The following is a 14,686-nucleotide window of genomic DNA, read 5'->3' as shown; positions in this document are numbered from 1 at the left end:
GCAAGGCGCGGCAACGGCTGAGGCCTGCGAAAGGAATGGTATGGGTTTTTGGTTACAAAAAGAGGAAACTCGGCGATGTAATCGCCATCTTTTCAGATAATTGGGTTAAAGCGGAAAAAGGAAAGCATGCGTCGCGCAGGCTATTTGAAGACCGTCTTCCAGACATAGTCAATGTCACGCCAAAAAGACCATTGTTCGACATACAGCCTATTTAGACGCACCTTGTCCGGAAAGATAATGTCTTTGTTATAGGCTTCGGGGTCATCCACCTCGGCCAGCAGTTCTTCTTCGTTGCGATACTTTAAGGTTGCAGGGCCTGTAATCCCTGGTCGCACAGAGAGGACTATCCTGTCCTCTCCCTGTAGCAGGTCAGCAAATCCCGCCACATCGGGACGCGGGCCGACAAAGCTCATATGTCCGAGCAAGACGTTAATCAACTGCGGCAGCTCGTCGATTTTAGTGCGCCGAAAAAACGCCCCAAGGGAGTAATCCGAGGGTCGTAGGTTGTTGTGACCGTGGTACTCACCTCCCTAGCCGGCCGCATCGTACGAATCTTGACGACCTTGAATAGCTTTCCGTCTTTTCCGACTCTCTCTTGGGTGAAAAAGCCGTTGGACCTGGTATCGATAGATGCTAAAACCCAAGCGACCGCAATAATCCACCACGTAAGCGCTAAACCAGAGGCGGCCCCTATGACGTCGAAACAGCGTTTAACGAAGGCCTGGGTAAGGCTTAACCCTTTTGCTGGGTTGGTATAAGGCGTGACCTGCATAGAAGATGTCCGAGGGTAAAGATAGTGTTGCACATAAAATAAAGCGTTATGCGACTGGCTATGCATAACCAAAAGGAGTCATTGCTGATCAAGGGCTTTATACTTTTGGGGCATCGTCATTCAGCTGGGATCATCCGGCGCCAGCCCTATAACCCTTTACTCTAGCTATAAAACCTATCTTCGGCGCGCACGTTAACACCGAACCTTAAAATATTTGGCCATTCCCTTTAGCTCTTTATTATCCGTAAGCAAAAACCAAAATTAACGGCTATCCTTTGGAAGGCGTGCTTTAGGTTTCTACCTGCCGCGACCAAATCACCGTCGCAAAGCATCAATGAAGAACTATTTTAGGTGGATCGACAGATACCGGAGGAAACTCGATAAGTAGGTAATCATTAGGCAGCTCCTTTATAACCTTAAACCCGCCCTTCGCCTCTAACGAAGCCAGCGAAGCCGTATTGTGCCGGGATATAGTTGCCCTGGCCTTGACTCCGAGGATCCCCGCCTGCCAATGGAGATATTGACTCAAAAGCTTCCCGACCCCGCTTCCGGACAGTGCCTCATTAACCAAGCGCCCGCGATAAGCAGAACCGGTTGGCGACAGCTTTAAAAGTGCATAGCCTTCCAAGTTATCACCAATAAAGAGACCATAATTGAGATATGCGGGGGATGCCAGCACCACCGCCAATCCCTCAAGCGAAAAATCATGCGGACGAAAGAACTTCAAGCGCGACTCTGACTGCGCCCCTAAGAAGTCATAAAGAGCCCTTGCATCCCCGACTACAAGCGGCCTTACTACCGCCGCTTTCCCATTGATGAAACCTTCGACTCTCCCGGCCTTTGTGGCTCGTTCAACAGCTCGACGATAACGTAAACCAGTATAATAGCCTGCAATCTTCTCGAGAAAGCGAAACACCTTGGGGAATGTGTGCTTCAATCGGTAGATTAGGTAATCCATCAGCTCTTGAATACCTCGCTTTCTTGACCACTAAGCGCTGTACTCTCAAGGGAAAGAATCTCAATAAGCTCCGCGTTAATACGATGAACATCAAATTTCTTCTCAGCAAGCTTCCTGCTTGCCAAGCCCATACTTGCAATCTTCTCTGGATGTTCGATGAAGTACCGCATTTTGTCCGCAAGCGTATCAACGTCATGAGGCGGCACTAGAAAACCCGTTTTACCATCCTCAACAGTCTCACGACACCCCGGGTTATCTGTAGTGATAATTGCCCTACCCATAGCCATTGCTTCTTGACTACTACGCGGCACCCCTTCCCTATAACACGACGGCAAGACATAAACACTCGTTTGTTCAAGCCACGGCCTGACGTCTTTTACTTTCCCTGGCCACTCAACAAGCCCCTCATCCACCCAAGACCGCACTTCTGACTCTGGAATTCCATCAGGAGTGTCATCGCATCCACCGAGAAGAATAAAGCGACAATCTACGTTAGCCTCCTTAAGAGCACGAGCTGCACTCACGTAATCGCGAACTCCTTTCGCTGCAATCAACCTTGCGGCTAACGCGAATGTTACGGGTTGTGTAGGGCACGGAGAGAAACTGTATTCTGTTGTATCGATTCCTGTTCCGTTAACTCGTTCAATTTTTCCCTTGGAAACAATATTTCTCTCAACGAGCTCTAGCTCATCTTCGAGGTTGTAAACCACTATTTTTTCATTTAAGGACGAGGCCCGCCTCAGTAACCCTTGCACTACGGCACTTACGAGCTTTTGCTTAGTCGTCGATTCTTTTCCTTTCTCGAACGAATATCCAAGTCCAGGTAACATCCCGTAACATGTACCGACTCCGGCCATTCGCGCAGCGAACGAACCAAATACCACCGGCTTTACAAAGTAGGTAAAAACAAAGTCTATACTGAACGATTTTAGCTTTCTCGAAAGCTCGTAGGTGCTCTTGAGGTCCGCTATAGGGTTTACACCCGTTCTATTTAAGGCATAGCTTACCGGCACCGCCCCCAAGTCACGCACCCGTTCTGCGGCCGCTTCGTCGTAGTCTATGGCAAACGCATAAACCTCATGCCCTAAACCAACGAGCCTCTTTAAAAGCGGCCCACGAAAACCAACCATCGAAGAAGACACGGTCCCTATCACAGCGATACGCATCACTTAGCACCCTCGCAACCATTATTAACCGCCTCAACAGCATGTGCGTAACGCTTACCCCAAGTATCCGTACTAAAGTTCTCTAATGCGTGAAGGTTGGCGCGCCGTGTAACCTCGTTCCGTAAGCGTGAATCCTGTATGACCGTATTAAGTTTATTGGCCCAAACGCGAGGACACCAAGAATCGATAACCCACCCCGTCACATCATTTGTAACGACCTGCGGCAATCCTCCCACTGAGCTAACCATGACAGGAAGGCTCAGCAACATCGCTTCTTGAACGCAGTTTGGGACACCCTCGTTCTGCGAAGGCAGTATAAGCAGGTCGGCTGATCGCATTAATGCGACGATGTCGTCTCTCCAACCCAGGAATTCGACATCGCTCTGGAGGCGAGCCTCCTCGATATAGGCTTTTATATCTCGAAGGTAAACCTCATCGGCCACTCCCCCTGCACACAGGAGCTTTACATTCTTCTGGCCATACTCGTTCTTAAGAACACTCAGTATTTCAATGGCCAATCGTTGATTTTTACGGTCGCACACCGTGCCAATCAATAGAACCTGAAAGGCTTGCTTAGCGTCTTGGGACTCTTCCTCTGGGCGCGAAACACCTGACTCACTCAAGATACGCGATGAGTCGATACCGGGCACAATAGAAATATGCTTGCTCTGCGTTTTGACAACTGTCGATTTCCCAAAAATTTCCTCGGCAGCCGCCTGATACTGATAGATCACCTTGCTTGACAAACGCAGCCCCAACCGATGAAGGATTCGAACAATCCCTTTTGACTCAGGCTCAAAATCAACATCCCAAATAAGGCGACGGCCCGCCAAGCGCCCACCAAGAGCTCCGAATGCGATACCTTTAGAGCTTCTGATCCAGATTAAATCAGCGCGCTCGCGTTGAGCGGCTAGTGCAACACGGGCGTTTTGCAGCAGCAAAAAAATATCACTTTTATACGAAAAAAAAAGCCAGAGCCAAGAAGTCCACGCCTCCGAGTTTTGAGGATTTTGAAGCAGTCTAACTTGGCTATAGCCAACCCTTTTGACCGAGCCTCCGCCAACATCTGAGACTCTGGGGGCGCTGCCAGGATCGGCTCTAACCCCTGCTCACGGAGAACCTCACATAGGGCTAGCACACGACGCGGAGCTCCGGTCATCCCTCCTGGCAAAGGCATGTATAGGAGGATTCTTGTCTTTTTCTTTCTATCCATGAAAACCTATTTTTTTCGTATGTGATGCAAAAACTGTTTTACGTTTAATACAACACACTGGAGGAATCATGAGGCACCAATTCAATCGAGAGGTTGAGGAAACCCGCCAAACGCGAGCTTAACAAGCGCCACTTTCAAAACGCACTCCGCAACCGACTGGACAGCTCCTGCAAGAGGGCCCTTTCCTTCTGGAACTCGAACTCCAACTCCTTTAAAAACTCACCGGAAAGCGGTTCTTTCGGTTTGGCCCGCTCATTTAACTTTGCTAGGCCAAAACCTTTCCTGAGCCCTAAGGCGGCACGCGTTCTCCCGCCAACCCTTAGAAGCCGTTGGAGTAGGCGACTTCTGCTCCCTCTGGCCTCATTTGCCACCGGGAATGAGGCTCGCCCATCATCGCTCAACTCCAAGAAAGCAAGAACGCGTTGATACTCAACTTTTGCATTAACGCGCATCGCCTCAAGCGGGATATGCAATACTCGCTCAACGTCAACCTGTTCTAATAGCCTTTCCAGCATCGATCCCAAAGCGCAGGCTTGGCGGTACTGTAGAAACTCAGGCTCAGTGCAAGGGGCTGGAATCATTTTCCCTTTTTCTCTTTCGCCTTGCAGTTTCCAAGCACGCTCAAACGTCGGCTGATCCTCATGCAACACTCGATAGTTATGGTGGTAAAGGGAGTGCGCCATCTCTATTGGATCGCGAGTCATCACGATATAACGCGTACCCGAATGCTGACGCTCAATGTTTGCTACCGCTTCTTTTGAATAAAGGTACCAAGTCGACGCTTCGCCAATAGCCTTATGCGCCGATCCCACACCGGAGAACAAGCTTAAGTACGATGATTCCGATTTAATTCGCCTATTAGACAAATCGGTACTGTAGTAATGCGGCTCTTTCGTCGGCGATAGATAGGTTTCCGGATGTTCTGATAACCAACGCGCCAAGGACGTCGTACCACATTTGGGCGCACCGATGATAAAAAAGTTGGGGCTTTTTACCGTCATGAATACTTCTGCGCTCCAAAATCAGTGTCAAGGCAACACTACTAAATATGATTCCGCGTGTGTTGAGTAACGATGTTCCCCGCTCTGGGAACACCTAAAGGGGAAGAATCCGCTTTACTGGCGGTATACCGAAATCTAAAACGCGCCACAAGCGTCCACCAAATGAACACGGCAGGAACTATTGCATGAAAAACCCGTAAATGGATGGGGTGGTCGGCTGCAAATAAAAAAGTGAGTATACAAATATAACCATTATAAGGGAGTGGCCAGCGTTTGCATGGTAGGCACATGCCACCCACTTCAGAAACACACCATATACCAAGAAAACCAGCACAATACCTGGATACGAGAAATTCCAATATGCCTCTCCCACCGCCCCGGGAGGAATAGCCGTCAAAGGTTGATCATAGATTCTGATAGCATTGAGCTTACCGCCTGCTTCTGGTTTAGCTCCCCAGACGGCACTAGGAACGAATACAAAGGGGATTGAGAGATAGGACTCGCCATACAAGTAAGGAACGTCATGGGGAACACGCCCCAGTATCGCTAGCTGACCATTATTGGCTCCAGCATGTCGCTCCAACTCTTCGATTGCCCGAACAGCCCAATCCTTTAGGCCGCCCTCCAACTGCACATCATCTAGAGCACTGACTTGCTGACTTGTTGCTCTAAACTCGCCTAAGAAACCGATAAGCAGGAGAGCACAAAAACCCCTGCAAAAACAGCCCTATAAGGAATTCTCCGATGCTGCAGAACCCAAACAGTCCCTATCATCAGCATGGGCGTTACGATTCCGCCTCGCGATCCGGTTGCCGCGAAGCGGATACTTAAAGCTGCAAGCAACAGAATCCAAAAGGCTGGTTTTTTAACGGCCGCAGGTTGGCACGCCAACCACACCAAGGTTGCCACCACCCCGATCCCGGCGAGGAAGTTCCACTGTCCACCTACTTGAGCGCTTATGCGTTGATCAGAAGCCAAACCTCTCTGCATTAATACTTGATCAATTCCCCCGCCAATTCGGATTAGCATCAGCAACCCAATGGCTGCGACTCCGACCCATAACGCACACCTCCATACTGCTCCTGTTGGCTCAGGCGCGCGCCACTGAGGAATGCGCAGCCATGGCGCAAAAGCGTAACCAACATACAAGGCAACCAAAGCGATGGCTTCCAGAGCAAATGACAACGCTACAAGATGATTAAGTTCACGCACTGTGAGCCCAGGCAGTGCACGATGGAACTCTAGACCGGTGGCAGCCAGCACGGCGTCACCTTCCAACACCCCACGAAACCCCATCCACAACACGTAGAAAACCAAAGGGTGAAAAACGCTAGGTTTGAAGTCACGAATAACAAAAGGGAGCGATAACGCAGCGAGGTATGCAACAAAAGCGGTAACGGCAACAACACTTCCAGGAGTTTCGCTCGTAAGAGCTACAAAACTTGCCAAGAAAGCGGTTACTATTAAAAAGCCAAGGGCAAGAATCCGCTCCCCTGGCGCTAGTGCGACAAATGGTGACTGAGGGTCTCGGTTAAATAGCGACGACACATTTATCTCCCGGATAACACCCTACTCTAGCCTGTCGCGCTAGTAGCATCGAACCCCCAAGTGCGCACCACCCTGCATATCACCATCAACCTAATGCTTAGCATTGCTTCCTACTCAACCGCGAACCAATAATGCTTGGCTCAATATCAAGCTTCTTTCTAACCGATATGTATAAGGCGAAATTCCACAAAAATAGCGTCATCGCGGTAGCAAAGGCAGCACCTTCCATTCCATATGAGGGAACGAGCAATATATTCAAAACAATATTACAAATTGCAGCAACGAAAACGCCTCGCAATGTTGCCTTTTCATTTCCTGTCATGTTTAGGAGTTGTACAACAGAGCCAAAGGCAGCATTAACTAGCTGACCTATAACGAGGATTGATAGCGCCATGTAGGCTGCCTTATATTCATTACCGAAGAAGACCCCCAGGATTTCCGAACCAAACACCAGAAGAACCAAAGTCGGCACGACTCCTAAGAAAAACATGGCTCGAGCGCTAGCGGTCGCAATCTTTTGTAACTGCGCAGCGTCCCCCCTTGAGTACGCGGCCGAATAATACGGCTGAATTACCTGCTCGATAGCTCGAAGACCAAATATAACTAGCAAGGCGAACTGGACCGCTACCTTATACAGCCCCACCTCTTCGTCGGTACGAAAATAACCTACCATCAATATATCTAGGTGGCTGTTTATTAGTTGAAACCCGGCCACCATGGCTAGCGGCGCGGCAGCTCGCCGCCAGTCGCGCCTCGCACTCAAATCAGCCGCCACCTGACGAGCAGAAGGAGGCATATTTTCCTAAGCATGTATGCGCCGAACATAAAAGCTAGCGACGCAGCCCCCATATGCAATACTAATGCAAACCAAGGCTCAATGGGGAAATGAGAGTAGCTGAATATGCTGACAAGAAGAATTAGCACAAGAGTAAGGGCTGGCTTGATAATTTTCTCAGGCAGTAGCCCTATAACAATATGGCGTAATCCTCGTAAAGCCCCCGCTCGAACGTTCGCCAGTGCGATTACTGGTATCAGCAGCATCCCTGCAAACAGTGCGTTCCACCTATCTTCGTATAGCCATGAAGGACGCAGAAATAGCAAAGCTATGGCGCACGCCATTAATACTAAAGAGAACATAAGGACATAGCGATTTGCCCACTTCCACAATCCTCTCAACCGCCCCCAATGCTGGGCAGACTGCGCCTTCGCAGTCTCCCTGATGACAACTTGGGGAACACCCACTTGCGCAGGAATGGCTAATAATGTGATTAGGGTAAGAATAAAAGAGTAAACACCGAACCCCTCGGCGCCTAATGTCCTGGCTAACGTGATGGCTAACAGAAAAGCGATTACTGCATTCAGTGACTTGACAATCAAACTTCCCGCTCCGCCTCTTAGTAGCCGAGCTCTTAAACTGTCGCCCTTTGCCAGACGTTGAAGTTTACGAAGTAAGGTTTGCTCTGTTAGTTCACTCAAAAAGTCACCTTCAATCAGCATCTACTTGAGTAGACAACCTGATCAATGCTTATTTTGGAAAAAACCCAGCATGAGTGCCATTGCTCTCTGAGAGCACAACCCATGCTCAATAAATCACTGTGATAGTGACATTCCCACTATAAATCTTGGCACTCTTACCCATAAGCCTTAGCCAACCACTCTTTACCTTAAGCCTCCGGCTCTTTGGGAAACTTGCGTAACTGGGCTGACTTTATGCCTAAAGGCTTTCCAAGGTCGCTTTCTTAGAGATTTCTATGAAGTCAGTAGAAACGGGATGAAATCTATTCAGCAGCCTCCAAAAGGGGCCAAGGTCCAAGAATGGATGAAAACCCTGTGTTAGACACGCTACCGCCCTAGGGATATACCCCATGACTCGCGAGAACATATGGCCTGTTAAGCATTTAGGTGAGGAGTGCTGCGCGCCCGGAAGGAATCTTGATACTCAATAACCCCTCCTTAGGTACTACACGCTAAGAGACTCGCTGGAAATGAGTATATAGATGTGGAAATACGCAGCATTAGCCCGAACGGACTAATCAAATGGATGGCAAATAGTAAACGATTGACGAGACTTAATATCCGCTGCGAGCCATTAGGCTCGCAGCGAAGCTTTCAACTGCCTATAGGGACTCTTTGCGTGCACGCCTTGCATTCGCAACAAACTCCCAGAACAGCGCTGCAAAAACGCCACCCATTAGCCCTAAAACGATGGAAAGGGCCAGAACAAGCGCTTTCCCGCCGCTAACCGGCTGCTCGGATTGACTGACCAGGAAACTGAGTTGGGTCGACTGGCTAACGGTCTCAGCCCCTTGAATGGAGGCTTTCACCGGTGCCAACTGGGAACGAACCGTGGCAATGTCACGGCGCAGATCCGATGTCCGCTGGGCATCGATCAAGGCCACGATTCCTCGCTCGGCCCCCGCTGCATGATCGCGCTCGCTTAGCAACTCGGCTTGCTCGCGTAAGCTAGTCAGTTCTTCGTCAAGCGCCGCGGCACGCACTTCAAGCTGCCGCACGACCAAAGCAAGCTCACGCTCGAACAAAGGCTGGTGCCGTTCGGCTAGGGCATCGACAACCTGGGTGTGTAACTCCTCCACCAGCCCCACTTGGCTTGCCGGAGCACTCGAAATCAACACAAGCCCAGCGTCACTTTCCCGCACCTCGACATTCACACGGGGTATGGCTTCGTTCGTTGCGGCAAGCATGCGCCGGACTTCAGGAACGACAACCTCGGCCAGTCGGGCGCGTGACGCATCGGGAGACTCTATAAGACGATAACGATCGCCGGTGGCAACTTCGCCACGATAGATATATCCAATATCCACGCCCGAACGAAATTCATAGCTAGGAGTACTCGAGAAAGCAACGGCGCCTCCTAGCAGCACAGTAGCGAGGAAGACGGCCGCGATCACCCACCAGCGGTCGACAAGCACGTTAAATAAATCATAAAGGCTGATTTCATCATCGCGGTAATACAGCTCTGCGTCCCGCTCAGTTTGCGGCTGGCGCATCAAGTCTCCCGAAGACGAAGGCTCCGTCATTCTCTCTACCTCAATTCGTACATTGCCTATATTGCCGTGCTCTGCCGGCGAAACACACCGGCAAGGCATCGGCTTGCATACCAAAATAAGCTATTTCCCCAGGCGGGCGTGAAGCCGGGTACAAGAATATAAGTATGCGGGAGCAATTTCTAAAAAACCTGACCCATTTAGCGGCCAGGCGACTCAGAACTATAGAAGCAGAACTCCGCCTATGTTACGGGCCGGGAGACCACGCACGACTACGCTTCAATCGTCGGTAAAATAAGGTATAAGCGACAAACTCTCGGCCATACGCGCCAAATACCGCGGCTAACAGCCCTATCACAAACCCGAGCGAAAGCGATATGGCAGGGTGCGCTCCCACAGCTTGCTCAGAACGACTTGCCAGAAAAGTGTAGGACGTGGACCGGCTAGCCTGCTCGACGCTCTCGCGCATAGAACGAAGACGAAATAACTCGGCCTGCTTAGCTGTAAGGTCGCGACGGACCTCAGCCATACGCCTCGCATCAATCAACGCCAACAGCCCGTTCGCTTCCGCGTCGGCGCTGTACTGCAAGCGCTCGAAGCGGTTTCTATCGGCAGCAAACTCCTGCTCAAGCACCGTTTGCATAACTGAAAGCGGCTGAACCGCTAAAGCCAACTCCCGCTCGAATTTAGGTTGGTGCTGCTCGACTAAGGCGTCTGCGATATACCGATGCAAGCGTTCGACTTCAGCTCGACGATGAGCTGGCGCAACCGAAACGAGTGCAAGCTCGTCATGCGCGTCTAGAAACTCGACACCGACTTCCGGAGCAAAGCCTTCCGCAACGAAGGCCTCGCGGCGCGCGGCGGGAATAATGAGATCGTTTAGCACCGCCCGCGCTGCCTCCGGCGATTCCACTAATCGGAACCGCTCGTTAAGCGACTGCTCCCCGCGGTAGATATAAGCAAGCTCCATACCGGAGCGGTATTCGTAAACCGGAGGCCTTAATAATACGTATGCCGCGATCGTCGCCGTCGTAAGCAGCCACACCGCAACAAAAAAAGTTAACTGCCGTTTTACTACGCGAGGCAACGCTAACGACCGGCGCTGCACTTTTAAATCGGAAGCAGTGTCCTTATCCATCGCGCATCATCCTTGATGACTCGATCGATTCGCAGGCGGCGCCGGGAGAAGGCCTTCACCCGCAACGATAAAGGCCTCTTGCCGTTATAGCATTAGCGCTTAACTCGCCAGTCGCCGGAATAACTCGGGATCGTATTCCCTGTACCATTCGACAAAGCGCCGCACACCCTCTTCCACCGGCGTGGCCGGCCGATAACCGACATCGTTTTTGAGGTCTTCGACATCGGCATAAGTATCGGGGACATCGCCGGGCTGCATGGGTAAGAGATTCTTCTGCGCCTTCCGGCCCAGGCAGTCTTCCAGCACCTCGATATAGTGCATCAACTCTACAGGTTGACTATTACCGATGTTGTAGAGCCGATACGGCGCTGCACTCGAGCCCGGATCAGGCGCATCGCCGGACCAGGCCTCGTTCGGCGAGGCGATCTTATCGAGCGTCCGAATCACACCCTCGACAATGTCGTCGATATAGGTGAAATCACGCCGGTGCTTGCCGTAGTTGAAAACATCGATCGGCTCGCCCTTGAGGATTTTTGCGTGAACAGGAACAAAGCCATATCCGGCCGACCCCACGGCCCGTATACCGTAAAGAAACGCAAGCCCGTGGTAGGAATCCGGTACAGATGGGCATAAGTATGCGCCATCAGCTCGTTAGCTTTTTTGTCGCCGCGTACAATGAAACGGGATGATCGACGTTGTCGTGCACCGAGAACGGCATATTGGTGTTAGCGCCGTAAACGGAGCTGGTCGAGGCATAAACGAGGTGCTCGACCTCATGATGCCGACATCCCTCCAATATGTTCATAAAACCGACTAGGTTTGCGTCGACATAGGCGTGCGGGTTCTGGATCGAATAACGCACGCCGGCTTGCGCGGCCAGATGCACAATACGTTGCGGCTTGTCTTGCGCAAACATGGCCTCCATGCCTTCGCGGTCCGCCACGTCAAGCTTGCGGAAGACGAAGCCTTCACGGGCTTCCAACCGCTGCAAGCGGGCAAGTTTGAGATTAACGTCGTAATAGTCGTTCAGGTTATCGACGCCTATCACCTCGTCGCCCCGGTCGAGCAATTTTTGCGCAACGTGCGAACCAATAAAACCGGCGGCACCGGTTACGAGTACCTTCATACCGTTTTACTTCCCTTGGAATCGTTTGCGAAAGTGCAGTTTAACAGGCCTGACGCGGTCCCGGCAGGCGTACTTATCGTAATAACAGGAATGTCCGGGGACGATGCCCCATACGCTTGATAACCGAACTTCGCATCTACATGTACACCATAGGGCGTAACCGTCCGACTTCCAAGCGCTAAAAAAGATCAACAAAACGCTAAACAACAGCCAGGTTATCCATGAATACAAGAACCTACGGAGAAAGATTTTGTCTGTGGGGAAGCTGTATCGCACTGGCCTGCGGTGTCGTCAGCCCCGCAATGAGCGAGGAGAACGGAATAACGGTCGGCGGCGCCGTTCGTCTTAACTATCACCTGGACACTTCGGATGACGCTCAGAAAGATCGCGGGGGCGACTTCGACATCGAGCTCTTCCGGCTAAACGTCGCCGGCACGCTCGATAACATCGAGCTTAGCGCTGAGTGGCGTCAATATAGGGATTTTCAAACTATTCATCACGCATGGATAGGCTATGCCTTTTCCGACACGCTGAACATGGAGCTCGGAATCACTCAAGTTCCGTTTGGGCTGCTGCCTTTTGCCTCTCATTCGTTCTGGTTTAGCGGCGCACATTACCTCGGTTACGAGGACAATTACGATACCGGCATTAAATTTGAGCAGCTCTCAGGCGATTGGTTGTTCACTTACGCTTTTTTCAAGAACGCTGAGTACGCCAGCAGCACCCGCACAGAAACTTACTCGGTGAACCTCGCTGCCGACGAGGTACCGACTGACGAAACGGACTGGACAGGGCAATACAACACCGAAATCAACACTTTCAACCTGCGCATAGCCCGCACCCTAGCTCCAACCGACCAAAGCGCGACCGAACTAGGGGTAAGCGGTCAATACGGGCAAATTTACAATCACGCAACCGCGCGCACCGGCGATCGCTGGGCTGCTGCGGTTCACCTTGATGGAGAGTATGGTCCGTGGAATCTTCAGCTACAGGCGACCCGCTACGCATACTCACCGGAAAACCCCGCCGATGTGAGCGACGACTTCGTCCAAAAGCGTCCTTCGGCTGGCCGTTTTGATGGCCGCCGAGGCCGATGTCTATATCGCTAACATCGCCCGCACCCAGGTCGTTTCCTGGGGGCCGATCAACAAAGTTAGCTGTTATAACAACTTCACTCATATCGACCCGCGCGTCTCCAACGCCTCCGAATCGATACAAAATGTTGTTGGCTGCTCGGTCGCGGCAGGACCAACCCTAACCTATATCGACTGGATATCGGGGAAAAACATGTGGTTCGCCGGCGGCGACGGTATCGGCCTTAGCAGCGAAACGGCAGGCGAATGGAATCACCTGTTTAACGTCAATATCGGCTATTACTTCTAATCAACAGCAACGCCCGCTGCCGCCCCTACAGGCGGCCATCGACGTCGGCGGCCGGTAGGACACTCTTGATGTCGAAAAGCACGCCGTTCGGTTTCAGCAAGGCTCGAATCTGCGCGCCTCCCATTTCCTGGAACTGGCGGTGGCCAACGGCGATGATAACGGCATCGTAGCGCCCCGCTTCCAAGCGGGGAATAGGCTCCAGGTCGTATTCCTGCTTCGCCTCGGCCGGATCGACCCACGGGTCGTAAACGTCAACGTCGGCATGATAACTATGCAGCTCTCGTATGGTGTCGACCACACGGGTATTGCGCAGGTCCGGACAGTTTTCTTTGAAAGCGAGCCCCAACATCAGCACCTTGGCACCTACCACATGAATGCGCTTTTGGGTCATCAGCTTAGCCACCCGGCCGGCGACATAACCTCCCATACGGTCGTTAATGCGACGCCGGCCAGGATCATTTCCGGGTGATAGCCTATCTCCTGCGCCTTATGGGTAAGGTAATACGGATCGACGCCGATACAGTGCCCGCCGACCAAGCCGGGCCGAAACGGCAGGAAATTCCACTTGCTGCCAGCGGCCGCCAGCACCTCGTCGGTGTCGATTCCGATCTTGTTGAAGATAAGCGAGAGCTCGTTCACTAGCGCAATGTTCACATCGCGTTGGGTGTTTTCGATAACTTTCGCCGCTTCGGCTACTTTTATGCTGCTTGCTTTGTGCGTACCGGCCTTAATCACGCGCCTATAGAGGCTATCGATGATTTCGGCCGCCTCGGGGGTGGAACCGGCAGTCACTTTACGGATCGTTGTAACACGGTGTTCCTTATCGCCGGGGTTAATCCGTTCCGGCGAGTAACCGACGAAGAAGTCCTCGTTAAAACGCAATCCGGACGTTCGTTCTAATATCGGCACGCAGACTTCTTCCGTACAGCCGGGATAGACCGTCGACTCGTAGACGACGATATCGCCTTTGTTTAAAGCTGAGCCGATGGTTTGACTAGCGGACTGCAAAGGCGTGAGATCCGGCCGCTTGTGAGCGTCGATCGGCGTCGGAACGGTTACAACGAAAATATTGCAGCCGGTCAGCGACTCCGGATCGGCGCTATAGCGTAAACGCTTAGCCTGTGCCAGCTCCTCGGCATCGACTTCCAGTGTACGATCCCGCCCGGCGCTAAGCTGCTCGACGCGTTCGCGCTTGACATCAAAACCCAGCGTATCGAATTGCTTACCAAACTCCACGGCAAGCGGCAGGCCGACGTAACCCAACCCCACAACCGCAATCCGTGCTCGATCCAGATCGAATGTCACGCTCATCTGCAGACCGTCCCTGTCTGGGCTTGAAGGTAACGTTAAACCTCGGTTCCACGACAACAAGGGAG

11 protein-coding genes and 3 pseudogenes are annotated in these 14,686 nt (G+C 51.8%); 2 read left to right on the top strand and 12 right to left on the bottom strand.

Translation table 11 applies throughout. The annotated features are described in order from the left end of the window. Positions 1 to 140 precede the first annotated feature (140 nt). The 11 genes and pseudogenes from CAI21_RS06430 to CAI21_RS06375 form a co-directional block, all read right to left on the bottom strand. Positions 141 to 694, bottom strand: a pseudogene (locus tag CAI21_RS06430) (sugar transferase). 409 nt (positions 695 to 1,103) lie between these two features. Further along, the gene (locus tag CAI21_RS06425; protein ID WP_116301532.1) at positions 1,104 to 1,730 is read right to left on the bottom strand and encodes a GNAT family N-acetyltransferase; all 627 of its coding nucleotides are present in this window, start codon (positions 1,728 to 1,730) and stop codon (positions 1,104 to 1,106) included. Further along, positions 1,730 to 2,896 (bottom strand): glycosyltransferase family 4 protein, encoded by a 1,167-nt coding sequence (locus tag CAI21_RS06420; protein ID WP_116301531.1) that lies wholly within the window; start codon positions 2,894 to 2,896, stop codon positions 1,730 to 1,732. The genes CAI21_RS06425 and CAI21_RS06420 overlap by 1 nt, the downstream gene beginning before the upstream one ends. After that, on the bottom strand, positions 2,896 to 3,837 hold the full coding sequence (locus CAI21_RS06415; RefSeq protein ID WP_116347673.1) for a glycosyltransferase: 942 nt from the start codon (positions 3,835 to 3,837) through the stop codon (positions 2,896 to 2,898). Before CAI21_RS06415 ends, CAI21_RS06420 begins: the two co-directional genes overlap by 1 nt. Before the next feature lie 406 nt (positions 3,838 to 4,243). Next, positions 4,244 to 5,110 (bottom strand): sulfotransferase domain-containing protein, encoded by an 867-nt coding sequence (locus CAI21_RS06410; protein ID WP_116301529.1) that lies wholly within the window; start codon positions 5,108 to 5,110, stop codon positions 4,244 to 4,246. A 678-nt stretch (positions 5,111 to 5,788) separates the two neighbouring features. Then, positions 5,789 to 6,658: a hypothetical protein gene (locus CAI21_RS06400; protein ID WP_116301527.1), complete on the bottom strand. Its 870-nt coding sequence runs from the start codon at positions 6,656 to 6,658 to the stop codon at positions 5,789 to 5,791. Positions 6,659 to 6,755: 97 nt separating this feature from the next. Then, the gene (locus CAI21_RS06395) at positions 6,756 to 7,454 is read right to left on the bottom strand and encodes an MATE family efflux transporter (protein WP_116301526.1); all 699 of its coding nucleotides are present in this window, start codon (positions 7,452 to 7,454) and stop codon (positions 6,756 to 6,758) included. Further along, a complete protein-coding gene (locus CAI21_RS06390) occupies positions 7,418 to 8,134 on the bottom strand; it encodes a lipopolysaccharide biosynthesis protein (protein ID WP_220347781.1) in 717 nt (238 codons plus the stop codon). The genes CAI21_RS06395 and CAI21_RS06390 overlap by 37 nt, the downstream gene beginning before the upstream one ends. A 641-nt stretch (positions 8,135 to 8,775) precedes the next feature. Further along, positions 8,776 to 9,666 carry a Wzz/FepE/Etk N-terminal domain-containing protein gene (locus tag CAI21_RS06385; RefSeq protein WP_181919289.1) on the bottom strand — a complete coding sequence of 297 codons (891 nt, stop codon included), beginning with the start codon at positions 9,664 to 9,666 and terminating at the stop codon, positions 8,776 to 8,778. Positions 9,667 to 9,910: 244 nt separating this feature from the next. After that, positions 9,911 to 10,801, bottom strand: coding sequence for a hypothetical protein (locus tag CAI21_RS06380; RefSeq protein WP_116301523.1), 891 nt, complete (start codon positions 10,799 to 10,801; stop codon positions 9,911 to 9,913). Positions 10,802 to 10,900: 99 nt separating this feature from the next. Continuing rightward, positions 10,901 to 11,927, bottom strand: a pseudogene (locus tag CAI21_RS06375) (NAD-dependent epimerase). A 221-nt stretch (positions 11,928 to 12,148) separates the two neighbouring features. Between CAI21_RS06375 and CAI21_RS06370 the strand changes: the two are divergent. Continuing rightward, positions 12,149 to 13,036 carry a porin gene (locus CAI21_RS06370; protein ID WP_116301522.1) on the top strand — a complete coding sequence of 296 codons (888 nt, stop codon included), beginning with the start codon at positions 12,149 to 12,151 and terminating at the stop codon, positions 13,034 to 13,036. Continuing rightward, positions 13,005 to 13,310, top strand: a complete 306-nt coding sequence (locus tag CAI21_RS06365) for a hypothetical protein (protein ID WP_116301521.1) — start codon at positions 13,005 to 13,007, stop codon at positions 13,308 to 13,310. The genes CAI21_RS06370 and CAI21_RS06365 overlap by 32 nt, the downstream gene beginning before the upstream one ends. Before the next feature lie 25 nt (positions 13,311 to 13,335). Here the strand turns inward: CAI21_RS06365 and tviB are convergent. Then, a pseudogene (gene tviB, locus CAI21_RS06360) lies at positions 13,336 to 14,621 on the bottom strand (Vi polysaccharide biosynthesis UDP-N-acetylglucosamine C-6 dehydrogenase TviB). Positions 14,622 to 14,686: the final 65 nt, after the last annotated feature.

The organism is Alkalilimnicola ehrlichii (assembly GCF_003399765.1).
GTDB lineage: Bacteria > Pseudomonadota > Gammaproteobacteria > Nitrococcales > AK92 > AK92.
The sequence above is the reverse complement of the archived record's forward strand: the minus strand, read 5'-3'. Positions and strand labels throughout refer to the sequence as shown.